Consider the following 24,677-nt stretch of genomic DNA (forward strand, 5'->3'; position numbering starts at 1 on the left):
AAGTGAAACACGTTACATTCGTCGTTTCAATCATTGATTGAAACGCGTGCGGAGCGGCTAGCGCCAGAGCAGCGCGGCGGTGGTGTCGCTGTGGCGGTAACGCAGGTACTTCTCCACGGTCTCGGTCGGCACGGCGGCGGTCGCGGTGGCGAATGTGATCACCAGGAACTCCTTCTCACTGCCATTGCGCCACTTACCCGTCTCCCAGTGCTCGACGTACATGCCCGGGCCGAGCCGCACATCGCCGTCGTCGAACTGGTCGACCGCCGCGGTCGCGGTGGCCGCATCGCCCATGCCCAGGATCAGCTGCGTGAGGATGAGTTCGCCACCCTCGGCCGACCAGGTCAGCTCCGCCGCGTACTCGCAGCCGAGATTGGTGAGCGTGCCGTTCTCCTCGATGGGAGCGCAACTGGTGTCGTCCTTGCCCTGCACCCACTGCGCCTGCAAGGCCACATCACCGAGCCGGAAGTTCCAGTCGCCGCCGTACTCGGTGTAGCTGAGTTTCGCGCCCGCCGCCGGTTTCGTGGTGGGGGCGGCGGTCGTGGTGGTGCGGGTCGTGGTGGTGGGGGCGGCGGAGGTCGTCGCCGTGGCGGTGGTCGTGGTGGCGGCGGCCTGCTTGTCGTCATCCTTGCCGGTGACGACCACGACCGCGCCGATGACCAAGCCCAGCGCGGCCACCACGACCACCGCGAGGGTGATGAGCAGGCCGTTGTTCTTCTTGGGCGGCATCGGCTGATAGCCGGGCGGCTGGTAGCCCTGCTGGAAGTCGGGCTGCTGGTACCCGGCATGCGGATCGGGCTGCTGGTATCCCGGTTGTTGATAGCCCGGCTGCTGGTAACCCGGTTGCTGGTAATCCGGCTGCTGCCACCCCTGCTGCTCCCAGCCCGGCTGACTCGCCTGGGGTCCGGTCGGCGGCACCGGCTGCCCCCACCCGGCCGGGTCCTGCTGCGGTTGCTGGCCGTACCCGTACGGGTCCTGCCCAGGTGGGTATGTCATCGCGTTGCTCCTCCCCGATCACTGCTGACCTCGTGACCCTACCGAATCAGACAAAACGCGCCCGCACCGAACGCTCCGCGCGGGCCGTGATGCAATCACCGGGTGAGCTGCGATCTCCTCGTCTGCGGGCTCGGCCCCGCCGGGCGAGCCCTCGCCCACCGGGCACTGACCCACGGGCTGTCGGTCACCGTGGTCGATCCGCATCCGGACCGGCGATGGACGGCCACCTACGCCGCCTGGGCCGACGAGCTGCCGCCCTGGCTGCCGTCCGCGGCCGTCGCGGCGACGGTCGCGAACCCCGCCGCCTGGGCGCTGCGCCGCGTCGACCTGCACCGCGCCTACACCGTGTTCGACACGACGGCCCTGCAACACTGCCTGGACCTGACCGGGGCGGAGATCGTCGCCGACAGCGTCGTGGAAATCCTTCCCGCCCATCGTGATCGGCCCGAGAGCGTCCGGCTCGCCTCGGGCTCGGTCCGCACCGCCGGACGCGTCGTCGACGCCCGCGGGCTCACCCGCTCCCCCGCCCGCGCCGAGCAGACCGCCTTCGGCGTGGTGGTCGATCGCGATCCGGAATTCGACACCCTGTTCATGGACTGGCGTCCGGACAATGGCGCGGATGCGGCGGCACCGCGGTCGTTCCTCTACGCGATCCCGCTGAACGAGCACAGCATGCTGCTCGAGGAAACCTGTCTGGCGGGCCGCCCCGCCCTCGACACCGCCGAACTCCGCACCCGGCTGCACCACCGCTTACGTTCGCGGGGCATCACCGTCGGCGCGGACGCGCCGGTCGAGCGGGTCCGATTTCCCGTTCAGGGGGGTAGACCGAGCCGCCGTGGCTTCGGCGCGGCCGGTGCGCTCACTCACCCCGCCACCGGGTACAGCGTCGCCACCGCCCTGCGCACCGCCGACGACTTGGCCGCAGGGCACTCGCTCTGGTCGCCGTCGGCGCGGGCGGTCCATGCCCTGCGGCTGGCGGGCCTGCGCGCCCTGCTCGCCCTCCCCGCGCAGGATGTGCCCGTATTCTTCGATGCCTTCTTCGCGCTGCCGCCACACCTGCGGCGCGCGTACCTCTCCGGTCGCGACGACCTGCCCGGCACGACCGCGGCCATGTCATGGTTGTTCGCCAACCTTCCGTGGCGGCTGCGGCGCACCCTGGTGAGCGCGACGATCGGCACTCGCCCGCCACGCTGATGCTGCGCGCACCCGGCTGTGCCGCTGCGGCGCGCCCGCTGCGCTGATGCGGCCGGGCGAAACTCGCCGACCTGCCGTCTCCCCAGGTCGGCGGCGATTCGCTGAGACAGCGAATCGGACCGAACGTACAGTGGAGGCCATGCGGTCTATCTGGAAGGGCTCGATCGCGTTCGGACTGGTCAATGTACCGGTGAAGGTCTACACCGCGACCGAGGACCACGATATTCGGTTCCACCAGGTCCACGCGGCCGACGGTGGGCGAATCAAGTACGACCGGGTGTGCACCGTGTGCGGGAAATCGGTGGCCTTCGCCGATATCGACAAGGCGTATGAATCGCCCGAGGGCGATCGCGTGATTCTCACCGACGAGGACTTCGCGAAACTGCCGGTGGCCGAGAAGCACGAGATCCCGGTCCTGCAATTCGTGCCGTCCGAACAGATCGATCCGATCCTGTACGAGAAGAGCTACTATCTCGAACCCGATTCCAGTACGCCGAAAGCCTATGTGCTGCTGGCCAAGACCCTGGAGGACGTGAATCGGGTCGCGCTGGTGCACTTCACGCTGCGGCAGAAGACCCGCCTGGCCGCGCTGCGTGTGCACGACGGCGTGCTGCTGCTGCAAACGCTGCTGTGGCCCGACGAGGTGCGTTCGGTGGAATTCGAATCCCTCGACGGGGTGGCCGAGCCGAAGAAACAGGAACTGTCCATGGCGGAGACGCTGGTGGACACCATGTCCGACGATTTCGATCCGAGCCTCTACACCGACGAATACCAGATCGAATTGAAGCGCATGCTGGACGAGGCCATCGCCAGCGGCAGCAGCAAGGTCACCCGCGCTCCCGAACCGGCCGCGCCGGAGATGGACGCCGAGGTGGTCGATCTGGTGGCGGCGCTGCAACGCAGTCTCGAGGCGTCGGGGCAGCGGCCCGCGAAGAAGGCCGCGCCCGCGAAGAAGTCGGCCGCCAAGGCCGAGAAGAAGCCCGCGAAGAAGGCTCCCGCCAAGGCCGCCAAGAAGACCGCGAGCAAGCAGACCCGCAAGGGTGCGTGATCCGGCTCCAGCGCCGCTCACCCGCGTCTACCAGCGCGATTCGATATTCACTGGCACACCCCTGGCAAACTAGCGGGCATGGAATCCGACATAGCCATCGTCCCGATGGGACTCGGCCATCTGCGCCAGGTCATCGACCTCGGCTACCAGGTGTTCGACACCTCCGCCAAGCCCTACACCTCCTGGTCGCTCACCTCGGTGGCCGAACATCTCGACAGCGCGGGGCGCTCCTGCTGGGTGGCGGTGGATTCGGATCGGGTGGTCGGATTCGTGCTGGCCTCCATGGAGTTCGAACTGCGCGACGACTGGGCCTATCTGGAGTGGATCGCGGTCGCGCCGGACATGCAGGGGCGCGGGGTGGCGGGACGGCTCATGACCGCCTGCTGCGACACGCTGTTCAAGCACGGCGCGCGGCGCATCGTCACCGATGTGGAGAACCACAACACCGCCTCGGCGAACATGATGCGCAAGAACGGCTTCACCGAGGGCACCACGGTCACCCTGTTCGTCCGCCCCAATCCGGACGACGACGCGGGCGACGACCAGATCACCCTGGGCCCCGGCACCAAACGCGACCTCATCCGGCGCGGCCGCATCACCGGCGACGGCAGGCACGGCCGTCCCAAGGGTTGAGCGGGCCGACATCCGGGGCGTCGGGGTCGGCCTGCCGCGATCAGTGCTCGCGCGGGGCTCCGTCGTCGATCGTCCGAATCTGTCGGCCCCCTCCCCTACGGTGTCGGCATGACCGTCGCGGACCCGACCATGCTCGCCATCACCGACGCGGTAACCCTTGGGCGTCAAGGGGATACCGCCCGCGCCCGGGAGGCGCTCACCGCACTCTGGGAGACGGTGGGCGTCACCGGCGACGCCCTGCACCGCTGCACCATCGCCCACTATCTGGCCGACCTGCACGAGCACGCCGCCGACGCGCTCACCTGGGACGTGCGCGCCCTGGACGCGGCCGCCTCGCTCACCGACGAACGCGCCCAACAGGAGAACTCGGCCCTCACCGTGCGCGGCTTCTACCCGTCGCTGCACCTGAACCTCGCCGACAACTACCGCCGCCTGGGAGCGTTCGACACCGCCCACACGCACCTGGACGCGGCCCGCGCCCGCCTCGACGCCCTGGACGACGACGGTTACGGCGCGGGGGTACGCGCGGGCATCTCCCATGTGGAGACCGCCCTGGCCGAGGGATCCACCGAGCGCCTACCCACACACTGACACCGACGGCTCGCCTCACGGCCGGTATATCCGGCCGACCGGCGCGGCACGGGCGGGTCCAGGCACGACCGATCGCGACGTGACCGGTGCAGACGCGGCCAGCGTGGGCACGGCCGTGGTGACATGACCAGTGCGGGCACGAGCGGCACGAGTGGGCCGTAGTTGACGTGACCGGTGCGGCGTGGCCGTTTACCGCGTGACCGGTGCGGGCGCGCCCCGGGTACCGGCACGGCTGCGGCGGCGCGATCGGTACTGGCGCGGCTGATACAGCCACGCTCGCCGGGCACGGGCACGGCCGGTCGCGGCGGCTCAGTTCTCCGCCGCGCGCGCCCGGCCCTCGTGGAAGAAGTCGAGCAGCCCCGCCACGGTGCCGACCTCAGCGCGCGGGCGCATGGCGCCGAAGGGTGCGTTCCAGAACTCGCCGCGACGGCGGGTCCACGGTCCGACATACGCGTAGGGCCAGGGGTTGTCCCAGTCGCCCGGTGATACCCCGTAGTTCACCTCGTCGATGGCGACGGACAGATCGAAGTGTTCCGGCCACAGCACCGGCTGTTCGGCGGCGAAGCGGCGTAGTGCGGTATCGCCGATGGCGAACCAGTCGTGCACGGTCGCGGCCGCGCCGGAATCGAGACTGAACGGCTCGTCGGGGTCCATATTGGTGCCGTCGCTGTAGAGACCGTCCGGCGGCCCGTCCGGTTCGAATCCGGCGGCCGCGGCCAGTTCGCGGTAGGTGCCGTGCAGCGCGGCGCGGCCCCGCGGCCAGACCAGATCGGTACCCGTCACCGAGACCGGCCATTTGATTCCGGTGAACCCACCCAGCACGATGCGCATTCGAATGGTGCCGAAGCGCCGATACTGCGGTCCCGCGATCAGCAGTTCCGCGGCCGCGTGCAACGCGAATCGGGTGTCCTCGTAGGTGATGTCGTCCACCTCGAAATCATCTCCGGGGCACCGTGGGCGAGGCGGGGAATTCGGCCGGCGGACACGCCGATCACTGCCGGTTGCCCTCCCCCGATTCCGCCCGGGAAAGCGAAACGCCGCGCCCTTCCGAAAGATCCGGAAGACCGCGGCGTTCGCTTGTTATTGCTGTCTCACCTGGCGTTATCGGTGCAGGCGGAAAGGATCACCTTCGCCTGCCGCGGCGACGCCGAACCCGCATCCGGGAACGACGGCGCGCTTTTACCGAGCACATCGATGGCGGCCTGCTCGGCCTCCACCTTGGTCGCCGCCCACGCCCAGCCGAAACGGGTGTCGGCGCCCTGGGACACCGCACCGCAGGCATTGGCGAAGTGCACGACGACCTCGCAGTCGCCACCGCCGCATTCGGCGATCGCGGCCGTGTCCGCGGCACCGTAACTGCCGTAGTTCACCGCGTAGGCGACGTTTCCGGTGCTCTTGGACAGCGCCAGGGCGCCGTACAGATCACCGGCGGTGGCGGTGAAACCGCCATCGACCGCCGACGCGGGACCCGCGGCGACGACGCCGAGCGTCGCCATCGACGAGACAGCGAGACCCAAACAGGTCTTGCGCAGCAACGACATTCACTTCTCCCCGTGAAGAAAGGCAATAACGGGTGGAATCTTTGCCGAGACCAACCGTTATGTCCAGTTGGCTGGTAGTGCGAACAGCAGGGTCAAACCCGCCGCATTACCGAGACGACCTTACCCAGGATCACGGCCTCGTCTCCGTCGATCACCTGGTAGGCCGGATTACGGGGTTCCAGATAGACATGCCCGCCGGTGCGTCGATACACCTTGACAGTGGCCTCACCGTCGATCATCGCCGCCACGATCTCGCCATTGTGCGCCTCGTGCTGTTTGCGAACCACGACGATATCGCCGTCGCAGATGGCGGCGTCGACCATGGAGTCGCCGCGCACGCGCAGCCCGAACACGGTTCCGCGCCCGACCAGTTCGCGCGGCAGCGAGAGCACGTCGTCGGTGTGCTCCTCGGCCAGAATCGGCGTACCCGCGGCGATGTCACCGACCACCGGCACCGGCACCTGCTGCTCGGACTCCGCGCGGCCCTGCGGCGCGGAGTGCAGGAACATGCGCACGTCGATGGGCCGCGACATGGTGTCGCTGCGGCGCAGGAACCCCTTCTCCTCCAGCGCGTTCAGATGCTTGGACACCGTGGAGGAGGACTTCAGCCCGACCTCGTCGCCGATCTGGCGGGTATTGGGCGGATACCCGTGCCGCACCACCCAGTCCCGGATCACGGCGAGGATGTGGTGCTGGCGCGGCGGTAGCGTCGAGGTGTCGAGATGCTCGAACGCGTCGGAGTAGTCGTATCCGGTCACCGGGGCATCCTAATGGCCCGACACCGCGCTACCGGGCGATCACCACGCCCACATCCCCGTCGTAGCGGCGGTAGAGCAGCCGCCCGCGCCGATCGGCGATATCGGTGCAGAACAGGAACGGCAGCCCGTAGCGGCACAGCCGCGCCGCCGCCTGGTGCTCGGCGAGCACCGGCACCCGATGCGGATTCATGGTCAGGGGCAGCTCGTCCATGCCGCGCGGCGGCCGCAGCCGCCACTGCCGGGCGAAGCGCACCCCGCGCGGCCCGGCCCAGTACACGATCGCGTCCTCACCGGTTTCGGCGTCGGTGAACAGGTGGGCGTCGTAGTCCATGGCGTCCATGGTCGCGATCGCCGCGGCCGCGTCGCAGGTCCGCACATCGACCGTCTTACGCCGGGTGACCGGCCGGTCGTCGGTGACGCCCGCGAGTACGGCCCGCCGCCGATCCGCCATATGGCGCGCCACCGACCGCTCGGCCCGCCGCAGTTGCAGATCCAACCGCTCGGCGGCGAAGGTCAGCGCCCAGCCACCGGACCCGTCGATCTGGGTGCGCACCTCACCGTGCCCGGTGCGCACATTCGTCTGCACGGTCGTCACACCGGCACCCGGCCGTTCGACCATCCGCACCCGCGCCGGTTCCTGCACATGGTGCCGCCGCAGAACCTGTCCGATCATCCGCTCCGCCCGGACGATCTCGGCGAGCGACACCTCCCCCACCGCACTCACCACCACCTGCGCATCCCCGACCACCACCGCGTGTGCCTCCACTGGACGACGACCACCTTCCCCTGAGCTGTGAACCGGTTGGGCGTACCCATGCCACCACCGCGGCCCGGGGTCTCCTAGGGTCGAAGGTCCCCTCGGGTCCTTTCTCTCGACGCGCACAGCGGAACCGACAACAAGGTCGAATAGCGGCCGCGCCGAGCGAAGTCCGACACGCGCAGGTGATCCGGCATCGTCCGAGCTACTGACGAGGAGGAGGCACGCGAGGCCGACATTCCCCCGTATCGCGCGGTCGGTGGCGGTCGGACTAGAACACGGCCAGCAGCAGCGTCCCGACCAGAGCGCACCCTCCGGCCGACAGCAGGGTCAGTGGGAGCAGCGGCCACAGGCCCGCGGTGGTGCGTCGGGCGAGCAGATAGCCGGCTCCGGCTCCGCAGGCGGCCAGCACGAAGCCACCGCCGGAGACGAGGTAGAAGACGCTCGCGAAGGCCGCGTTGAGGGCCTCGCCGCCGCCTTCGGCGTAGCCGTCGAACGGGATGGGGAAACGGAAGGCCAGCGCCGTCAGGGCGGCCGTGAACGGAGCCGCGAAAACGGCGGCGAGCGCACCCCACAGCATGACGGCCAGCAGCGGGATCAGCGGAGTGTCGATGCGCTCTGTCACTCGCCCATCATGGCCCATGGGCCGCGTGGCATCGCGGTGCACCGACGACAACGGCCCGCCGATGACATCGTGTCGTCGGCGGGCCGAGTCGGCGGAATTCTCGTCTAGACGGTGAAACCCAAGGCGCGCAACTGCTCCCGGCCGTCATCGGTGATCTTGTCCGGACCCCACGGCGGCATCCAGACCCAGTTGATCTGGAGATCCTCCACCAGGCCGCTGCGGACCAGGGCATTGCGGGCCTGATCCTCGATCACATCGGTGAGCGGGCACGCCGGGGACGTCAGCGTCATGTCGATCTTGGCGATGGACTCCTCGACCTTCAGGCCGTACACCAGGCCGAGATCGACCACATTGATGCCGAGTTCGGGGTCGACCACATCGCGCATGGCCTCCTCGAGATCCTCGAGGTGCTGCACCTCCTCGGGGGTCAACTGGACCTCCGCCTCGGCAGTCGGGGCTTGCTGTTCGGTGTCGCTCATTTCCTACTCCCCGTTACCCATCGACTTCGTGGCCTCCTGTGCGGAGGATATCCGCACCACCGCGTCCTTGAACGCCATCCAGCCCAGCAATGCGCATTTCACCCGCGCCGGGTACTTGGCGACGCCCGCGAAGGCGATGCCGTCGCCGATCACGTCCTCATCGCCCTCGACGGTGCCGCGACTGGTGATCATCTCGTCGAAGGATCCGACCACCTTCAGCGCCTGCTGCACCGGCAGGCCGATGACCTGGTCGGCCAGCACCGAGGTCGACGCCTGACTGATGGAGCAGCCCTGGCCGTCGTAGGAGACGTCGGCGACGTCGCCCTTCTCGTCGATGTGTACGCGCAGCGTCACCTCGTCACCGCAGGTGGGGTTGACGTGGTGCACCTCCGCACCGAACGGCTCGCGAAGGCCGCGGTGGTGCGGGTGCTTGTAGTGGTCCAGGATGACTTCCTGGTACATCTGCTCCATGCGCATGGTTTATGCAACTCCGAAGAAGGTCTGGGCCTTCCGCACCGCGGCCACCAGCGCGTCCACCTCGTCGAGAGTGTTGTAGACGGCGAAGGAGGCCCGCGCGGTGGCGGCCACGCCGAAGCGGCGGTGCAGCGGCCAGGCGCAGTGATGGCCGACGCGGATGGCGACACCCTCGTCGTCGAGAATCTGGCCGACGTCGTGGGCGTGGACACCGTCCACCACGAAGGCCACCGCGCCACCGCGGTTCACGTTCTCGGTCGGTCCGATGATGCGGACGCCGTCCAGCTTACCCAGTCCGAGCAGGGCCGCCTCGGTGAGCGCATGCTCGTGCGCCGCAACGGCTTCCATACCGACCGCGTCGAGATACCGCACGGCCGCACCCAATCCGACGACCTGCGAGGTCATCGGCACGCCCGCCTCGAAGCGCTGCGGCGGCGGCGCGTAGGTGCTCTCCTCCATGAAGACGGTCTCGATCATGGAGCCGCCGGTGATGAACGGCGGTGTGTCGGCGAGGATCTCGCGCCGCCCGTACAGCACGCCCACGCCCGACGGGCCGAGCATCTTGTGCCCGGAGAAGGCGGCGTAGTCGATGCCCAGTTCGCGGAAGTCGACCGGCATGTGCGGCACCGACTGGCAGGCGTCGAGCACCACCAGTGCGCCGACCGCCTTGGCCCGGCGCACCAGTTCCTCGACGGGCGCGACCGCACCGGTCACATTGGACTGGTGGGTGAAGGCGACCACCTTGGTGGCGGGCGACAGTTCCAGCGAATCGAGGTCGATGCGCCCGTCGTCGGTGACGCCGTACCACTTCAGCGTCGCCCCGGTGCGCCGCGCCAGCTCCTGCCACGGCACCAGGTTCGCGTGATGCTCGAGTTCGGTTACGACGATCTCGTCGCCCGGCCCCACCCGGTAGGGGAAGCGGTTGTCGGCGAAGGAGTAGGTGACCAGGTTCAGCGATTCGGTCGCGTTCTTGGTGAACACGATCTCATCGGCGTCCACGCCCACGAAGCGGGCGATATCGGCGCGTGCGCCCTCGTAGGCGTCGGTGGCCTCCTCCGCCAGCTGATGAGCGCCACGGTGCACGGCCGCATTGCGCTGGACCAGGAAGTCACGCTCCGCGTCCAGAACCGCCGTCGGCCGCTGCGCGGTCGCGCCCGAGTCCAGGTAGACCAGGGGTTTGCCGTCGCGCACCGTGCGGCTCAGGATCGGGAAGTCGGCCCGGATGCGGGCCACGTCCAGAGCGGGGATCCCGGCGGGCCGGGAGTCGTGTGCCCCGGCGAGCCGGGAATCGTGCCCCGTGGCGGTCATGGGTATCAGGCTCCTACAGCGGCGGAGGTGAAGCGCACGTAGCCGTTGGCGTCGAGTTCCTCGGCCAGTTCCGGACCGCCCTCGGCGACGATGCGGCCGTTCACGAACACGTGCACGAAGTCCGGCTTGATGTAGCGCAGGATGCGGGTGTAGTGGGTGATCAGCAGAACGCCGCCGTCCTCCCGCTCCTTGTAGCGGTTCACGCCCTCGGAGACGATGCGCAGCGCGTCCACGTCCAGACCGGAGTCGGTCTCGTCCAGGATGGCGATCTTCGGCTTGAGCAGGCCCAGCTGCAGGATCTCGTGGCGCTTCTTCTCACCGCCGGAGAAGCCCTCGTTCACCGACCGCTCGCCGAAGGCCGCGTCGATCTCCAGCTCGGCCATGTTCTCCTTGACTTCCTTGACCCACGTGCGCAGCTTGGGGGCCTCGCCGCGCACGGCGGTGGCGGCGGTGCGCAGGAAGTTCGACATGGACACACCCGGAACCTCGACCGGGTACTGCATGGCCAGGAACAGACCCGCCCGTGCCCGCTCGTCCACCGACATCTCCAGCACGTCCTCACCGTCGAGGGTGATGGAGCCGGAGGTCACGGTGTATTTGGGGTGACCGGCGATGGCGTAGGACAGCGTCGACTTGCCGGAGCCGTTGGGGCCCATGATGGCGTGGGTCTCACCCGAGCGGACGGTCAGGTTGACGCCGTTGAGGATCGTCTTGGCCTCGCCCTCGGGGGTGGTGACCTCGACGTGCAGGTCCTTGATTTCCAGGGTGGTCATCGAATTCGGATTCCTTTGCGGGGGTGGGAAGTTCGTCTTATACGCCGACAGCGGCGAGTTCGGCCTCGATGGCCGCCTCCAGCCGCTCCCGGACCTCGGGGACCGCGATCTTCTGGATGATCTCGTGGAAGAAGCCGCGCACCACCAGGCGCCGCGCGGTCTCCTCCGGAATGCCGCGAGCGCGCAGGTAGAACAGCTGCTCGTCGTCGAAACGGCCGGTGGCCGAGGCGTGTCCGGCGCCGACGATCTCACCGGTCTCGATCTCCAGGTTCGGCACCGAGTCGGCGCGCGCGCCGTCGGTGAGCACCAGGTTGCGGTTCACCTCGTAGGTGTCGGTGCCCTCGGCGGCGGCGCGGATGAGCACATCGCCCACCCAGACGGTGTGCGCGTCGGGCTTGGCCGAGGCCGGATCGCCCTGCAGCGCACCCTTGTACTGCACATTCGACTTGCAGTTGGGCTGCGAGTGGTCGACCAGCAGGCGCTGTTCGAAGTGCTGGCCGTCGTCGGCGAAGTACAGGCCGAGCAGTTCGGCGTCGCCGCCGGGACCGTCGTAGCGCACATTCGCGGTGAGCCGCACCAGATCGCCACCGATGGTGACATTGGTGTGGCGCAGGACGGCGTCGCGCCCCAGCCGGGGGTGGTGCGCGGTGGCGTGGATGGCGTCGTCGGCCCAGTCCTGGACCGCGACCACGGTCAGCCGGGCGCTGTCGCCGAGCACGAATTCCACGTTGTCGGCGTAGGTTCCGCTGCCCCGGTAGTCGAGCACCACGGTGGCGGCGGCGAAATTGCCGAGCCGGATCTGCACGTGTCCGAAGTCGGTCTTGCCCGCGCCCGGACCGGTGACAGTCACCATGACGGGCTCGGTCACTTCGGTTTCCGCGCCGATCGACAGGACGGTGGCCTGTTCGAAGCCCGAGTACGCCTGCGCGGCGACCCGGTCGGTGGGCACGCCGCCCTGGCCGAGGCGGCTGTCGGTGCGGTCCACGGTCTCCACCGTGACACCGGCGACCTCGCTCACCTCGACGGTGGCCGCGCCGTCGCGCACCGCACTGCCGTCGTGCAGGCCGCCCAGGCGGCGCAGCGGGGTGAAGCGCCACGCCTCGTCCTTGGCCGAGGGCACCTCGAAGGCGTCCACGTCGAAGGACGCGAACACCTCACCCTTGTTGACGGCGGGGGTCCTGGCTTCCGCGGCCTCCGCAACGTTCTCGACGGCCATCAGCCGACGGCTCCTTCCATCTGCAGCTCGATCAGGCGGTTCAGTTCCAGGGCGTACTCCATGGGGAGTTCCTTGGCGATGGGCTCCACGAAGCCGCGCACCACCATGGCCATCGCCTCGTCCTCGGTCAGACCGCGGCTCATCAGGTAGAACAGCTGGTCCTCGGACACCTTGGAGACCGTGGCCTCGTGGCCCATGGTCACGTCGTCCTCGCGGATGTCGACGTAGGGGTAGGTGTCGGAGCGGGAGACGTTGTCCACCAGCAGCGCATCGCACTTCACGGTCGACTTGGACGCGTACGCGCCCTTGTTCACCTGCACCAGCCCGCGGTAGGACGCGCGACCGCCGCCGCGCGCCACCGACTTCGAGATGATGTTGGAGGAGGTGTGCGGCGCCAGGTGCAGCATCTTCGCGCCGGTGTCCTGGTGCTGACCCTCGCCCGCGAAGGCGATGGAGAGCACCTCGCCCTTGGCGTGCTCACCGGTCATCCACACCGCCGGGTACTTCATGGTGACCTTGGAGCCGATATTGCCGTCGACCCACTCCATGGTCGCGCCCGCCTCGGCCTTGGCCCGCTTGGTGACCAGGTTGTAGACGTTGTTCGACCAGTTCTGGATGGTGGTGTAGCGGCAGCGGCCGCCCTTCTTCACGATGATCTCCACGACCGCGGAGTGCAGCGAGTCCGAGCTGTAGATCGGCGCGGTGCAGCCCTCGACGTAGTGCACGTAGGCGTCCTCGTCGACGATGATCAGCGTGCGCTCGAACTGGCCCATGTTCTCGGTGTTGATCCGGAAGTAGGCCTGCAGCGGAATGTCGACGTGCACGCCCGGCGGCACGTAGATGAACGAGCCGCCCGACCACACGGCCGAGTTCAGCGCGGAGAACTTGTTGTCACCCGACGGGATCACCGAGCCGAAGTACTGCTGGAAGATCTCCGGGTGCTCCCGCAGGCCGGTGTCGGTGTCGAGGAAGATGACACCCTGCGACTCCAGATCCTCGCGGATGGAGTGGTAGACGACCTCGGACTCGTACTGCGCGGCGACACCGGCGACGAGGCGCTGCTTCTCCGCCTCCGGGATGCCGAGCTTGTCGTAGGTGTTCTTGATGTCCTCGGGCAGGTCTTCCCAGGACGCGGCCTGCTTCTCGCTGGACCGCACGAAGTACTTGATGTTGTCGAAGTCGATGCCCTCGAGGTTGGAGCCCCAGTTCGGCATGGGCTTCTTGTCGAAGATGCGCAGGGCCTTGAGCCGGAAGTCGAGCATCCATTCGGGCTCGTTCTTCTTCGCCGAGATGTCGCGCACGACCTCCTCGGACAGGCCGCGCTTGGCACTGGCACCGGCGACATCCGTATCGGCCCAGCCGTAGCCGTACTTGCCCAGGGAGGCGATGGTCTCCTCCTGGGTCAGCGGCTGCACCTGGTCGGTGGTCGTCGTCATTCGGCACTCCTTCCGGAGTCGTTCGTCGATGTCGTCGCGGGCTGTGCGACGGGTTTTCCAGCGGTATTCGGTGTGGCCCCGGCGGTGCCGGGAGTCAGCGCCCCGGCGGTGCCGGATGTCAGCACGGTGAGGGGTACGTGGGTGGTGCAGGCGCAGTCGCCGTTGGCGATGGTGGCCAGCCGCTGCACATGAGTGCCCAGCAGTTCGCGGAACGCCTCCAGTTCGGCGGCGCACAGCTCCGGGAACTCCTCGGCCACGTGCGATACCGGGCAGTGGTGCTGGCAGATCTGCACGCCCGCGCCGACCTCCCGGGTAGACGCCGCGAATCCGGCGGCGCTGAACGCCTCCGCGATCTCGTCGGCCTTGGCGGCCGTCTCCTCCGGTGTGTGCCGGGCCAGACGGTCGATACCGGCGACGATGGTGCCGACCCGCTTGCGCGCGAAGTCGACGATGGCCTTGTCGCCGCCGATCTCCCGCAGCTGACGCATCGCGGCACCGGCGAGGTCATCGTAGGCATGCCCCAGCCGGCCTCGACCCTGGGCCGTCAGCTGGAACTGCTTGGCCGGACGGCCACGCCCCTTCTGCTGCCACGGCGCGGAGCGGGCGGCACGCGCCTCCCCCGACTCGATGAGGGCATCGAGGTGCCTGCGCACCCCCGCCGGGGTGAGGCCGAGCCGCTTGCCGATGGCGGTCGCGGTGATCGGTCCTTCCTCGAGCAGCAGTTTCACGACGGCTTCGCGGGTGTGGCCCTCGCCTGCGGGTTCGGACACCGCAGCAGACCGGGCGCCCTGCTGGCGCCCGGTGCCTGCTTCCGCATTCCGCAAACCCATGGTTTTCACAACACCAGTGTGACGGAATTCCTTCCCGGGTTCTAGTAAGGGTCACCTGACTTGGAGGGGGTCGGGAGTGTGAACCTCCGCACACGGGAAAAGGGGGCGATCCGGCCGGGAATCGCGGCGACGCTCAGCCGACCGCGCATAGACCAAGATTGCGAGCAATTCGCCCGCGACCGCCGCTCCCGCCCCGAGCCCGTCACCGCGAGCGGATTCGACGCCGAGAAAAATCGACCCGTCGCGGATTCACCCCGCGCGGATTCACCTCCTGCGGATTCACCCCCGTGCAGATCATCCCGCGTGGGATTCACCCCGCGCAGCTATCAGCCCGGCGCGCCCCCGGGCGCGGGTTCAGGCCCCGGCGCGGGTTCGACGCCGTCGACCCGCACGCCCGCGTGCGGTGAATTACAGTGGCGGACAAGGCGATAGCACGCCCCGCAGGGGGTTCTACCACCCGAACAGTTGCCTGTTATCGTTAGTTACATCTTTTCCGGGCGGTACGACCTCCGCCGATCGAGAGGGATCCACACCCGCGCCATGAATCCGGTGATCACCACGAACCTGCCCGTCGCACTGCGCAACGGCTGGGCCCTGACCTTCGGCGACGGCATCGAAGCCCCCGCGCGCACGCCCTCGACCGTGCTCTACGACCTGCCGCACCGGCAGCTGCGCCGCTTCGACCGCGACACCCCCGCCCACGGGAATCCGGTGCTGCTGGTGCCGCCGCTGGCCGTGGACGCCTCCTGCTACGACCTGCGGCCGGGCCAGAGCCTCGCGCGCTTCCTACGCGACAGCGGTCGGCAGCCGTACGTGATCGACTACGGCCGCATCACCGCCGCGGACCGCGACCTGGGGTTGGAGGAGTGGGTGGACGATATCGTCCCGACCGCCATCGCCCATATCAGCGAGCTGCACGACGGCGCGGACGTCGACCTGATCGGCTGGTCGCTGGGCGGCATCATCAGCCTGCTCACCGCCGCCGACCACGCCGATCTGCCGATCGGCTCGGTCACCACCCTGGGCTCGCCCATGGACTTCGGCCGCAACCGCCTGCTGGCACCGGTGCGCATGGTCGCGAAGCTGACCGGCGGGCGGGAGATCGCCTATGCCACCCATCTTCTCGACGGCATCCCGGCGTTCTTCGTCCAAGCCGGATTCCGCGGCATGTCCCTCGGCCGGGAGCTCACCCGCCCGCTGTTCATCGCCCGCAATGCAGGGCACACCGAGGCGCTGGCCCGCATGGAGGCCATCGACCGCTTCATCGCCGCCATGCCCGGCTACCCCGGACGCCTCTACCGCCAGCTGTACCGCCGCATCATCGTCGACAACCAGCTCGCCCACGGCCGCGTCCACCTGACCTCCGACCGCGTGATCGACCTGGCCAAACTCACCTGCCGCGTCCTACTCCTGGGCAGCCGCTCCGACACCCTGGCCCCGGCCGCCACCATCGAACCCGGCCTGGACATCCTCACCGGAGCCGCCGAAGCCCGCTTCGCCGACCTCCCCGGCCTCAACCACCTCGCTCTCATCGCCGGCCCCCAAGCCGCCACCACCACCTGGCCCCTCATCGACGAATTCCTCGGAACGTAGCCCCACCACCCCGCTCCCACTCGGCCAAGATGGCCGCTGTTCACCACCGCATTCCTCCAGCATTCCGGCAAAGGCCCACTCCGCCACGAGGAGTCGCTGCTGGAGACGGGACTGCGGCGGCGCGAGATCCCGGTCGAGTACTACACCGTCAAGCGCATCCACCGCCCGTGCACCGAGCCGGTGCCGCGGCGGTGGCAGCAACTGCTCGCAGGTCGCGACGACTCAGTCTTTGACTGAAATTTCAGTCAGGGCGTAGGGTGGCTGTGTATTCAGACGAGAAATCCCAGTTCGAGGAGATGGCGATGCGGCGGCGTGAGTTCGTTCGGGCGGCCGTTGGCGCGGTCGGCGGGTTCGTGGTGGGAGGTTGCGGGATGGATGGGAACGACGTGGGGTCCGAGGCGGGCGGTGGGTGGACGATGCCCGAGGAGGGGCGGCGGCATGTTCGGACGTGGATGTCGTTCGGTGCCGATGAGCGGGTGTACGGGGCGGAGTTGTTGCCGCTGGTGCGGCGGGATCTGGCGACCATCGCCACCACCATCGCCCGGTTCGAGCCGGTGTCGATGCTGGTGCGGGCCGAGGAGATGGAGCTGGCGCGGGGGTTGCTGGGCGGGGGGGATATCGAGTTGATCGAGGCGGAGCTGGATGATCTCTGGATGCGGGATATGGGGCCCGTGTTCGTGTCGGGGGATCGGGGGCGGGCGGGGGTCGATTTCAACTTCAACGGGTGGGGCGGGAAGCAGGAGCATCGGCGGGACGCGCGGGTGGCCGGGGCCGTGGCGGAGCGGGCCGGGGTGGCGACGCTGCGTAGCGAGCTCGTGCTCGAGGGCGGCGGGCTGGAGGTCGACGGGGAGGGGACGGCGATCATCACCGAGAGTTGCGTGCTCAACGACAACCGGAATCCGGGGTGGTCGAAGCGGGAGGTCGAGCGGGAGTTGGCCGCCGTGCTCGGGATCGCGAAGGTGATCTGGCTGCCGGGGATCGCGGGCGCGGATATCACCGACGGGCACACCGACTTCTACGCGCGCTTCGCCCGACCGGGTGTGGTGGTCGCCGGGCTCGACAACGACCCGGATTCCTTCGACTACGACGTCACCCGCCGCCACCTGGAGATCCTGCGCACGGCCACCGACGCGCGCGGTCGCCCGCTGGACGTCGAGGTGCTGGAAGGCCCGTCGACCATCCGAGAAGAGTGGGAGGACGACGATTTCGCCGCCGGGTACATCAACTTCTATGTCTGCAACGGCGCGGTGATCGCGCCGGAATTCGGTGACCCGCGCACGGATTCGGCCGCCCGATCGACGCTACGACGGCTGTATCCGGACCGCGAGGTGGTCCAGATCGCCATCGACGCCATCGCCGCGAGCGGCGGCGGCATCCACTGCACCACCCAGCAGGAACCCGCCTGAGCGGTCGCCCACTCCCCTACCCTTACAGTGAGGTCCCGTGTCGGAGCGTCGAATTCAGATTCTGGAAGCCGCGGTGCGGGTAATAGCACAGGACGGCGTGCGAGGATTGCGCGTTGAAAAACTCGCCGCCGCGGCGGGCGTCTCGACGGCATTGATCTACTACCATTTCACCGATCGCGCCGGGATCCTGCACGCCGCCCTCGAACACATCAACCACCGCGCCGTGGATTACACCGAGCGCGCACTCGCCGAGACCGATCCGCGCCGCCGACTCGAACAGTTGCTGCTGCTCGAACTCCAGGACATCGACGAGGTCCGCGAAACCAGTGTCGCCTGGGGCGAATTGCGCGCCAGCGCGGTATTCAACCCCGACCTGCGCGACCCCCTGCGCGCCACCACGGACTCCTGGAACGCCGATATCGACACCCTCATCCGCGACGCCCAGGGCTCCGGCGATCTGCACGCCGGAATCGACGCCGCCGCCACGGCCGAACGCCTGACCGCCCTCACGGAGGGCCTCAGCGAACGCTGGCACAGCGGCTCGCTCACCCTCGACCGCGCCCGCGAACTGCTCAGCGGCGCAATCACTCTCGAACTCGGCACCGCACGGTGACACAGCGCGGCATCGCCGATCGACTCGACGCCGTCACACCGCACAAAGCCGTCACACCGCACAGCCCGTCACACAGCACTCCATCGGCACAGCACCGCGACTCAGCGCAGCAGATTGATGATCTTCCGGTAGGCGGCGCGGGTCTGCGGTGACAGCCGCGACCAGGTGACGGGTCCGCCGGTGGCCAGATGGGTGTCGTACGGGATCTCGGTGACCGCCCGCACGAATTTGCCCAGATAGCGGCGGGCGTGCTCGGCCACCGAGGGCCCGTCGTGCGGATGCTGCCGGGTGACGACGATGACGGATTCGGCCAGGTGGTACTGGCTGTAATTGTCGTCGAGCCAGATCAGCGCGGGTTTGAGCCGATTCACCGCGTCGGCCCGCGCGGCCAGCGTGATGACCAGCGCGATCCGGGAATCGGAGAGCAGCGGCGCGAGCATGCGATTGCTGACCGGCGATCCGCCGTCGTAGACGGGCAGACATCCGGCCGAGCACAGGTCGCGGTGCACCGAGGCGTAACTCTCCCGCCGGGGTAGTGGTTCCGGCCCCCGGGGCAGCACCCCGAAGCGGGCGCTGTTCTCCCCCGAACTGTCGAGCACCGACGGCGCGAGGCCACGCGGGCTCATATTGAGCCAGGTCTGCACGGTGCCCGCCGGATCGATGGTGTCGCATCCGCGCCGGGCGAGGTCGCCGCCGGTGGGCGTGGCGTCGACCACGATGGGTGAGCGTTCGCCGTAGTCGGAGGCCGCGGCGGCCGCGAGTCCGATGGCGGTGGTGGTGGTTCCGGCACCGCCGGAGCTGCCCATGACGAGCACGGCGGGGATGGTGGCCCACAGCAGGAATCCGTCTCCGCCGTGCACGCGCACCAGGTCGGTGGGCGATCCGGGCGGGGCCGGTCGCAGCAGCAGCGACAAATCCGTTGGGGCGGAGGACAGATCGGCGGGTTGGTCGGGGAATTGGTCGAACACTCGGGATTCCTTTGTGCGAGCGACATCCGGTTCTGCGGAATCGGCATGGTCACCGCCTCGCCGATGAGAGCGGTGACATCCATCGCGTGAACGATCCGCGGCGCGTGTGAGCACGCGAAGAATGGGCATTTCAGCGTCGGTCGACTCGTCCCCCCGGTCGACACCCACACCGTGTCGACGAGATCCCCTGCGCTACGAGTTCTCGATGCAGTCCTGCGGTTCCGCGCCCGTGCACCCCCACTGTCGAAACACATACCAAAAGAATTGCAGTGCAACGCCTTTCAATGCCGCCAGATACTACACGAATCGGGCGGCCGCGACAGTTCTACGCGAAACTCATTCGGATGGTTCATCGATCTTGCGACACGCCCGTGTTACAGGATGGACGGGTGTGGCGCGTTTGAAATTCTGAGCACAAGGGAATCGCTGGGACATACCTCCCCACGCAGGATCGAGGAGTATTCGATGACCCGCACGATCCCTACCCGCGCGCGTCCCGACGAACACGTTCTCATCGACAATGTCGACGGTTCGAGACTGGCACTGTTGCTGATGGGTGCCATCGGTCTCGCCTGGACGCTCACCGCCTCCGACGCCGATGCCCACGGCTGGATGGTGGCGGGGCTGGCGGTGACCGCCCTCGCGGTCGTCACCGGTCTCGGTACGGCCATCGAGCGGCGCCGACACCGTGGGAGCCGCAAACGCTGAACCTGTTTCGGGAATCGCCGTCCCCGGGGCGCGACGCGCGGACGGTGGTCGTAGGCTGTCGCGGTGAATTCCGGGCGGACAGTGGTCGACGGGCGATTCGAGTTGCTCGAGCCGCTCGGCAGCGGCGGGATGGGCACCGTGTGGCGGGCCTACGACATCGCGCTGCATCGTGAGGTGGCGCTGAAGGAGGTGCGCACCGACGCGTCCGACGGCACCGCGAGTTCCGGCGGCGCGCAACGAGAGCGGGTGTTGCGCGAGGCGCGGGCGCTGGCCCGCATCGGGCATCCGAACGTAGTGGCGATCCATCACATCGTGGATGCCCCGAGCGCGCATCCGTGGATCGTGATGGAGTTGGTGCGCGGCCGCAGTCTGGCCGATCGACTCGCCCAGGGGACGATGAGTCCCGAGCAGGCGGCGCGGCTGGGTCGCGGGATTCTCGCGGCGCTGCGGGCCGCGCATGCCGTCGGAGTCCTGCACCGCGATATCAAACCCGCGAATGTGCTGCTGCGCGAAGATGGTTCACCGGTGCTCACGGATTTCGGCATCGCGGCCATCGACGGACTGGACGGGCTCACCGCCACCGGCAATGTGGTCGGCTCGCTGGATTACGTCGCCCCGGAGCGCCTCGACGGCCAGGAGGGGTATCCCGCTTCCGATCTGTGGTCGCTGGGCCTGCTGCTCTACGTGGCCGTGGAGGGCTATCACCCGCTGCGCCGGGAGAGCACGGTCGGCACACTCGCGGCCGTGCTGAAAGGCGAAGTGCCGCCGCCGCAACGGGCGGGGGCGCTCACCACGGCCCTGGCCGCCCTGCTCGTCCCCGACCCGCACCGGCGGCCGAGCGCCGAACAGCTGGACTGGCTGCTGGCCCAGGCCACGGGCCCGGACTCGCTGCCGTACCCGCCGCCCGCCGCAACACATCTACCGCCGACCACAGCCCGACCCGCGACGCAGGCACCACCGGCCGCACCGAACGCATCGCGCACCGGCCAGCCCGCGCAGCCGTCCGACCCGCACGCTCGAGCAGCCGGACCGAGCCCACAGCTCTTCGGCTCGCACGCAGGGCGGCCCGGTTCGTATCCAACCCCGGTCACGCCCGATCCGCTGTTCGCATCGGGATCCGACTCCCCACCACAGCATGCGAACCCACCGCACTTCGCACGGGGATCGGTTCCCCGGCAGCATCATTCGCCGCCGATCGCACCCGGGCTGGGCTCCCCTGCGGCCGCAGCGGCCGCGGGCACGGCCACGCTCCAGACCAACGGTGCCGGCGCTGCCCCGGCACCTCGGCGCGGCGGCCGCTGGAGCCGAGTCGGCCTCGGTGCGGCGGCGGTGGTCGCGCTCGTGGTCGCCGCGCTCGTGGTGCGACCCGGATCTTCCACACCCGGCGCGGATGCCCCGGGTACGCCCGTACCTTCGATTCCCGCCACGGAACCGCTCACCACCGAACCGCAGCCGTCGCAGCCGGGGCCGTCGGTGGACCTGCTGACCCCCGACGGCATTCGTCAGGCCATCGCCGCATTCGAACAGGCCAGCGGCGGAGAGGAATTCACCGAGGCCACCTTCTACCCGACCTACGCCAGCACCGGCATTCTGCTGGGCGACCAGTCCAGACGCTACGACGCCTACACCTACCGTGACGGCGTGGCCAGCCGTCAGGGGCCGGGCGGAACCCTCACCGGCACCGAGACCACGGTGCGGCTGAGTTCGATCAACTGGGACATCCTTCCGGATCTGCTGCGTGCCGCCGATGCGCAACTCGGTGTGGCCGACCCGACCTCGCGCTATCTGATCATCGATCCGGCCTGGACCTTCAACAGCGACCGCCCGACGATCATGGTCTATCTGAGCGACGACTACGGCGGCTCCGCCTATCTCGCCGCCGATCTGGACGGCACCGTCGTGAAGGTCTACCCGCGCGAGAACTGACCGCGCGGACCGGACGCCGGGTCCGGTGCAGACAAGGGCAGCCGGAGGCGGATGTGTGCGCCGCGTTCGGAGTCGGCGACGGTGAGGGTGCCGCCGTGCAGGGTGGCGATATCCCGTGCGAGGGCCAGGCCGAGGCCGGTGCCGCCGGCCGCTCGGGTGCGGGCGGTGTCGAGTCGGGCGAAGCGTTCGAATACGCGTTCGCGCTCGGCGGGCGGTATGCCGGGGCCGTCGTCGCGGACGTCGAGCACCGCGTGCCCATCGGCCGCGTGCAGGCGCAGGGTGGCGCTCGATGCGGCGTGGGCGTCGGCATTGTCGAGCAGGTTGGTGAGCAGTCGGGCGAGGTGGGTGCGGTGGCCAGCCACCACGGTGTCGTCGTCGACCTCCACCGTCAAGGCGGTCGGGCCGGGTGGTCGACGCTCGGTGACCTCGCGGACGAGTTCACCGAGATCCATTGGGGTCAGCGGGATCTCGGGGCCGGTGTCGAGCCGCGCCAGGGTGAGCAGATCGGTGATGAGCGCTTCCAGCCGATCCAGATCCTCGAGCGCCCCGGCCGCCACGTCGGGCCAGTCGGCGCGGTCCGGATATCGGGCCGCCACCTCCAACGGCGTCCGCACATTGGCCAGCGGACTGCGCAGTTCGTGCGAGGCATCGGCGACGAACTGCCGCTCCCGCCGGGTGGCCTGCTCGAGCCGACTCAGGGTGTCGTTGAGGGTGGCCGCGAGGCGCGCGATCTCGTCACCGGTCCGCGGCACCGGCACCCGGCGGCCGAGATTCTGCGCGGTGAGCCGCGCGAACTCCCCGCGAATGGCCTCGACGGGCCGCAGCGCCCGCCCGGTGGCGAACCAGGTCGACGCGGCCACCAGCAGTAACAGCAGCGGTGCGGCCACCAGCAGCAGCCGCGTGGTGGCGGTGGCCGCCTCCCGAATGGACTGCGTCGATGCGTCCGCGGTGACGGTGACGTCGCCCTCCCCACGCATGGCGACCGTCGCCGACTGAGCGCGCGTCGCCATCGGGGCGGGCCCGACGACGACGATCCGACGCATCTTCTCGTCCCCGGGCGGTGCACTCGGCCCGACCGGACCCCATACGGTCGCACCCGGCTCGGCTGTACCCAGTATCGCCGCACCCTGCGAGGCCGAGTCCGACGTCGCACCCGACGCGGTCACACCCGGCTCGGACTGGGACGGCTCAGATCCGGGCGAGGTCATGGCCGGGGCTGCCAGCACCTCCCCGTCCGGTGCGTCGACGCGGATGGTGACGGCCCGATCCACCAGCGGTAGGGGGGCACCGTCGCGCAATGCCATGGCGGCCACCCCCAACTGGCGGTGCAGCATGTCGTCGACCCGGGCGGTGAGGCTGGTTTCCACGTAGTGCACGGTCGCCCAGCCCGCGGCCAGCAGGGCGATGGCCACCACCAGTGTCGCCGCCGCGGTGGTGCGGGCGCGCACCGATACCGGTCGCCAGCGCCACCTGCGGTCGGTCACGGGGTCACGGTCGATCATGGGTGCCGCCTTCCGCGACGAGTCGGTATCCGTGCCCGCGCACGGTGCGAATGCTGTTGCGCCCGAACGGCGCGTCGATCTTGCGGCGCAGCGCGCTGATATGCACTTCGACCACGTTGGAATCGCCGTCGAAGGCGAAATCCCAGCCGCTGCTGAGCAGTTCACGCTTGGACACCAGTTGGCCGGGTCGGCGCGCCAGGATTTCCAGCACCGAGAATTCCTTGCTGGTGAGGGCGATATCGCTGCCCGCACGGGTGCAGATGCGGGTGGCCGGGTCGAGGGTGAGGTCACCGACGCGCAGCAGTGTCGGCCGTGGCGCGGGGCGGCGGCGCACCAGGTTCCGCAGCCGGGCCAGCAGCACCACGAACGAGAACGGTTTGGTCACGTAGTCGTCCGCGCCGGAGTCCAGCGCTTCGGCCTCGTCGTGTTCGCCGTCCTTGGCGGTGAGCATGAGGATGGGCGTCCAGTCCCCCGCTTCGCGCAGCAGCGCGCACACGCGGTAGCCATTGAGTTCCGGCAACATGATGTCGAGCACGATCACGTCGTAGTCGGCGGTCTGGGCCATCTCCAGCCCCACCCGGCCGTCCCCGGCCAGATCGACCGCCCACCCCTCGGCCTCCAGCCCGGAGCGCAGAGCTCCGGCCAGTCGCGTCTCGTCTTCCACCACCAGTACTCGCACGCGGCGATCCTGACAGGCCAACCTGAAGACGTCTTCAGCTTCCTTCAGGAAGTCCTCAGCCGTACCCGGCCAGAGTCGTCAACGTTCCGGATGGTCCGGAGCGACGATTCGAGGGAGACGATATGCGTTCCAAGCTTTCCACCCGTGCCGCCGCCGTGACCGTGGGCGCGGCGGCCCTGCTCACCGCCGGTCTGGGCGGGATGGCCGTGGCGGCCGCGCATCCGGCCGAACTGTCCCCCGGGCCGAATGTCACCGTGCACCGCGACGGTGAACGGGTGGTGATCGACCGTGACGGCAACCGAGTTCCGCTGCCCCTCGACGACGAGGGTGTCATCGTGCAGCGCGACGGCGACAAGGTGATCATCAAGCGTCAGGGCGCACCGGATATCGTCGGCGTCCCGGCGCTGCCCGCCGCCCCCGGCGCAACCGTCCCCGGCGCAGTCGTCCCCGCGCTGCCGGGCGCGATCGCCCCGGCGGCTCCCCTCACCACCGCGCCGAGCACCGGTTCGGCGGGCTGATTCCCACCACGATCCGCTTCGTCGCCCGAATGGCGGGCGGCGGGCGGATCCCCGGGGCGCAGAGCGATCATCCGTGTGCGCTGTCGGTTCCAGTCCGTTTCGCGG

The 24,677-nt window shown here is 69.0% G+C and carries 26 protein-coding genes; 10 read left to right on the forward strand and 16 right to left on the reverse strand.

Annotated features, from left to right (window positions below):
• Nucleotides 1-57: 57 nt before the first annotated feature.
• Nucleotides 58-996, reverse strand: a complete 939-nt coding sequence (locus ON31_RS36730; protein WP_157533718.1) for a hypothetical protein — start codon at nucleotides 994-996, stop codon at nucleotides 58-60.
• Nucleotides 997-1,098: 102 nt separating this feature from the next.
• Between ON31_RS36730 and ON31_RS16960 the strand changes: the two genes are divergently transcribed.
• The 4 genes from ON31_RS16960 to ON31_RS16975 all read left to right on the forward strand — a co-directional run bounded on the left by ON31_RS16960 (nucleotide 1,099) and on the right by ON31_RS16975 (nucleotide 4,462).
• Nucleotides 1,099-2,190 (forward strand): lycopene cyclase family protein, encoded by a 1,092-nt coding sequence (locus ON31_RS16960; RefSeq protein WP_039814824.1) that lies wholly within the window; start codon nucleotides 1,099-1,101, stop codon nucleotides 2,188-2,190.
• A 139-nt stretch (nucleotides 2,191-2,329) separates the two neighbouring features.
• The gene (gene ku / locus ON31_RS16965) at nucleotides 2,330-3,238 is read left to right on the forward strand and encodes a non-homologous end joining protein Ku (RefSeq protein WP_172544808.1); all 909 of its coding nucleotides are present in this window, start codon (nucleotides 2,330-2,332) and stop codon (nucleotides 3,236-3,238) included.
• A 78-nt stretch (nucleotides 3,239-3,316) separates the two neighbouring features.
• Nucleotides 3,317-3,871 carry a GNAT family N-acetyltransferase gene (locus ON31_RS16970; protein ID WP_039814827.1) on the forward strand — a complete coding sequence of 185 codons (555 nt, stop codon included), beginning with the start codon at nucleotides 3,317-3,319 and terminating at the stop codon, nucleotides 3,869-3,871.
• 108 nt (nucleotides 3,872-3,979) lie between these two features.
• On the forward strand, nucleotides 3,980-4,462 hold the full coding sequence (locus ON31_RS16975) for a hypothetical protein (protein WP_039814828.1): 483 nt from the start codon (nucleotides 3,980-3,982) through the stop codon (nucleotides 4,460-4,462).
• Between the two features lie 309 nt (nucleotides 4,463-4,771).
• Here the strand turns inward: ON31_RS16975 and ON31_RS16980 are convergent, their stop codons facing one another.
• The 12 genes from ON31_RS16980 to ON31_RS17035 form a co-directional block, all read right to left on the reverse strand.
• A complete protein-coding gene (locus tag ON31_RS16980; protein WP_051037382.1) occupies nucleotides 4,772-5,392 on the reverse strand; it encodes a hypothetical protein in 621 nt (206 codons plus the stop codon).
• Between the two features lie 161 nt (nucleotides 5,393-5,553).
• The gene (locus ON31_RS16985; RefSeq protein ID WP_029924673.1) at nucleotides 5,554-6,003 is read right to left on the reverse strand and encodes a DUF4189 domain-containing protein; all 450 of its coding nucleotides are present in this window, start codon (nucleotides 6,001-6,003) and stop codon (nucleotides 5,554-5,556) included.
• Nucleotides 6,004-6,095: 92 nt separating this feature from the next.
• The gene (gene lexA, locus ON31_RS16990) at nucleotides 6,096-6,761 is read right to left on the reverse strand and encodes a transcriptional repressor LexA (protein ID WP_039814829.1); all 666 of its coding nucleotides are present in this window, start codon (nucleotides 6,759-6,761) and stop codon (nucleotides 6,096-6,098) included.
• A gap of 28 nt (nucleotides 6,762-6,789) precedes the next feature.
• Nucleotides 6,790-7,527 (reverse strand): sigma 54 modulation/S30EA ribosomal C-terminal domain-containing protein, encoded by a 738-nt coding sequence (locus tag ON31_RS16995; RefSeq protein ID WP_051037384.1) that lies wholly within the window; start codon nucleotides 7,525-7,527, stop codon nucleotides 6,790-6,792.
• A gap of 262 nt (nucleotides 7,528-7,789) precedes the next feature.
• Nucleotides 7,790-8,143 (reverse strand): hypothetical protein, encoded by a 354-nt coding sequence (locus tag ON31_RS17000; protein ID WP_039814830.1) that lies wholly within the window; start codon nucleotides 8,141-8,143, stop codon nucleotides 7,790-7,792.
• A 104-nt stretch (nucleotides 8,144-8,247) separates the two neighbouring features.
• On the reverse strand, nucleotides 8,248-8,622 hold the full coding sequence (locus ON31_RS17005) for a metal-sulfur cluster assembly factor (RefSeq protein WP_039814831.1): 375 nt from the start codon (nucleotides 8,620-8,622) through the stop codon (nucleotides 8,248-8,250).
• A 3-nt stretch (nucleotides 8,623-8,625) separates the two neighbouring features.
• Nucleotides 8,626-9,099, reverse strand: a complete 474-nt coding sequence (gene sufU, locus ON31_RS17010; RefSeq protein ID WP_029924662.1) for a Fe-S cluster assembly sulfur transfer protein SufU — start codon at nucleotides 9,097-9,099, stop codon at nucleotides 8,626-8,628.
• Nucleotides 9,100-9,102: 3 nt separating this feature from the next.
• Nucleotides 9,103-10,404 (reverse strand): cysteine desulfurase, encoded by a 1,302-nt coding sequence (locus tag ON31_RS17015; protein WP_255222141.1) that lies wholly within the window; start codon nucleotides 10,402-10,404, stop codon nucleotides 9,103-9,105.
• A gap of 5 nt (nucleotides 10,405-10,409) precedes the next feature.
• Complete coding sequence (gene sufC / locus ON31_RS17020) at nucleotides 10,410-11,177, reverse strand: Fe-S cluster assembly ATPase SufC (protein ID WP_029924659.1); 768 nt, start codon at nucleotides 11,175-11,177, stop codon at nucleotides 10,410-10,412.
• A gap of 37 nt (nucleotides 11,178-11,214) precedes the next feature.
• On the reverse strand, nucleotides 11,215-12,393 hold the full coding sequence (sufD, locus tag ON31_RS17025) for a Fe-S cluster assembly protein SufD (protein ID WP_029924657.1): 1,179 nt from the start codon (nucleotides 12,391-12,393) through the stop codon (nucleotides 11,215-11,217).
• On the reverse strand, nucleotides 12,393-13,829 hold the full coding sequence (gene sufB, locus ON31_RS17030) for a Fe-S cluster assembly protein SufB (protein ID WP_029924655.1): 1,437 nt from the start codon (nucleotides 13,827-13,829) through the stop codon (nucleotides 12,393-12,395). The genes sufD and sufB overlap by 1 nt, the downstream gene beginning before the upstream one ends.
• Nucleotides 13,826-14,659, reverse strand: a complete 834-nt coding sequence (locus ON31_RS17035) for a helix-turn-helix transcriptional regulator (RefSeq protein ID WP_039814832.1) — start codon at nucleotides 14,657-14,659, stop codon at nucleotides 13,826-13,828. The genes sufB and ON31_RS17035 overlap by 4 nt, the downstream gene beginning before the upstream one ends.
• A 540-nt stretch (nucleotides 14,660-15,199) precedes the next feature.
• Between ON31_RS17035 and ON31_RS17040 the strand changes: the two genes are divergently transcribed.
• The 3 genes from ON31_RS17040 (at nucleotide 15,200) to ON31_RS17050 (ending at nucleotide 18,271) form a co-directional block, all read left to right on the forward strand.
• The gene (locus tag ON31_RS17040) at nucleotides 15,200-16,252 is read left to right on the forward strand and encodes an alpha/beta fold hydrolase (RefSeq protein WP_039814834.1); all 1,053 of its coding nucleotides are present in this window, start codon (nucleotides 15,200-15,202) and stop codon (nucleotides 16,250-16,252) included.
• A 302-nt stretch (nucleotides 16,253-16,554) separates the two neighbouring features.
• On the forward strand, nucleotides 16,555-17,658 hold the full coding sequence (locus ON31_RS17045; RefSeq protein ID WP_039815080.1) for an agmatine deiminase family protein: 1,104 nt from the start codon (nucleotides 16,555-16,557) through the stop codon (nucleotides 17,656-17,658).
• Nucleotides 17,659-17,695: 37 nt separating this feature from the next.
• The gene (locus ON31_RS17050; protein ID WP_039814836.1) at nucleotides 17,696-18,271 is read left to right on the forward strand and encodes a TetR/AcrR family transcriptional regulator; all 576 of its coding nucleotides are present in this window, start codon (nucleotides 17,696-17,698) and stop codon (nucleotides 18,269-18,271) included.
• 101 nt (nucleotides 18,272-18,372) lie between these two features.
• On the opposite strand, the gene ON31_RS17055 is transcribed toward ON31_RS17050, so the two are convergent.
• Entirely contained in the window at nucleotides 18,373-19,239 is an 867-nt protein-coding gene (locus ON31_RS17055; protein WP_051037385.1) for a MinD/ParA family ATP-binding protein, read from the reverse strand.
• Between the two features lie 465 nt (nucleotides 19,240-19,704).
• On the opposite strand from ON31_RS17055, the gene ON31_RS17060 reads away from it, so the two are divergent.
• Together ON31_RS17060 and ON31_RS17065 are read left to right on the forward strand one after the other, a co-directional pair.
• On the forward strand, nucleotides 19,705-19,947 hold the full coding sequence (locus tag ON31_RS17060; protein WP_039814838.1) for a hypothetical protein: 243 nt from the start codon (nucleotides 19,705-19,707) through the stop codon (nucleotides 19,945-19,947).
• 63 nt (nucleotides 19,948-20,010) lie between these two features.
• Nucleotides 20,011-21,873, forward strand: a complete 1,863-nt coding sequence (locus ON31_RS17065; RefSeq protein WP_218007340.1) for a serine/threonine-protein kinase — start codon at nucleotides 20,011-20,013, stop codon at nucleotides 21,871-21,873.
• Here the strand turns inward: ON31_RS17065 and ON31_RS17070 are convergent.
• Both ON31_RS17070 and ON31_RS17075 read right to left on the reverse strand, forming a co-directional pair.
• Nucleotides 21,855-23,357, reverse strand: a complete 1,503-nt coding sequence (locus tag ON31_RS17070) for a sensor histidine kinase (RefSeq protein ID WP_039815082.1) — start codon at nucleotides 23,355-23,357, stop codon at nucleotides 21,855-21,857. The genes ON31_RS17065 and ON31_RS17070 overlap by 19 nt on opposite strands.
• Nucleotides 23,358-23,361: 4 nt before the next feature.
• Nucleotides 23,362-24,054 carry a response regulator transcription factor gene (locus ON31_RS17075; protein ID WP_039814841.1) on the reverse strand — a complete coding sequence of 231 codons (693 nt, stop codon included), beginning with the start codon at nucleotides 24,052-24,054 and terminating at the stop codon, nucleotides 23,362-23,364.
• Between the two features lie 122 nt (nucleotides 24,055-24,176).
• Here ON31_RS17075 and ON31_RS36735 point away from each other — a divergent pair, with 122 nt between their 5' ends.
• The gene (locus ON31_RS36735; protein ID WP_039814843.1) at nucleotides 24,177-24,572 is read left to right on the forward strand and encodes a hypothetical protein; all 396 of its coding nucleotides are present in this window, start codon (nucleotides 24,177-24,179) and stop codon (nucleotides 24,570-24,572) included.
• Nucleotides 24,573-24,677 lie beyond the last annotated feature (105 nt).

The organism is Nocardia otitidiscaviarum NBRC 14405 (assembly GCF_000308635.1).
GTDB lineage: Bacteria > Actinomycetota > Actinomycetes > Mycobacteriales > Mycobacteriaceae > Nocardia > Nocardia otitidiscaviarum.

Coding starts and splice junctions, on each gene's coding strand:
- ON31_RS36730 (WP_157533718.1), bottom strand. CDS start 996: ATGACATACCCACCTGGGCAGGACCCGTACGGGTACGGCCAGCAACCG.
- ku (WP_172544808.1), top strand. CDS start 2,330: ATGCGGTCTATCTGGAAGGGCTCGATCGCGTTCGGACTGGTCAATGTA.
- ON31_RS16970 (WP_039814827.1), top strand. CDS start 3,317: ATGGAATCCGACATAGCCATCGTCCCGATGGGACTCGGCCATCTGCGC.
- ON31_RS16975 (WP_039814828.1), top strand. CDS start 3,980: ATGACCGTCGCGGACCCGACCATGCTCGCCATCACCGACGCGGTAACC.
- ON31_RS16985 (WP_029924673.1), bottom strand. CDS start 6,003: ATGTCGTTGCTGCGCAAGACCTGTTTGGGTCTCGCTGTCTCGTCGATG.
- ON31_RS17005 (WP_039814831.1), bottom strand. CDS start 8,622: ATGAGCGACACCGAACAGCAAGCCCCGACTGCCGAGGCGGAGGTCCAG.
- sufU (WP_029924662.1), bottom strand. CDS start 9,099: ATGCGCATGGAGCAGATGTACCAGGAAGTCATCCTGGACCACTACAAG.
- ON31_RS17015 (WP_255222141.1), bottom strand. CDS start 10,404: ATGACCGCCACGGGGCACGATTCCCGGCTCGCCGGGGCACACGACTCC.
- sufC (WP_029924659.1), bottom strand. CDS start 11,177: ATGACCACCCTGGAAATCAAGGACCTGCACGTCGAGGTCACCACCCCC.
- sufD (WP_029924657.1), bottom strand. CDS start 12,393: ATGGCCGTCGAGAACGTTGCGGAGGCCGCGGAAGCCAGGACCCCCGCC.
- sufB (WP_029924655.1), bottom strand. CDS start 13,829: ATGACGACGACCACCGACCAGGTGCAGCCGCTGACCCAGGAGGAGACC.
- ON31_RS17035 (WP_039814832.1), bottom strand. CDS start 14,659: ATGGGTTTGCGGAATGCGGAAGCAGGCACCGGGCGCCAGCAGGGCGCC.
- ON31_RS17040 (WP_039814834.1), top strand. CDS start 15,200: ATGAATCCGGTGATCACCACGAACCTGCCCGTCGCACTGCGCAACGGC.
- ON31_RS17045 (WP_039815080.1), top strand. CDS start 16,555: ATGCGGCGGCGTGAGTTCGTTCGGGCGGCCGTTGGCGCGGTCGGCGGG.
- ON31_RS17060 (WP_039814838.1), top strand. CDS start 19,705: ATGACCCGCACGATCCCTACCCGCGCGCGTCCCGACGAACACGTTCTC.
- ON31_RS36735 (WP_039814843.1), top strand. CDS start 24,177: ATGCGTTCCAAGCTTTCCACCCGTGCCGCCGCCGTGACCGTGGGCGCG.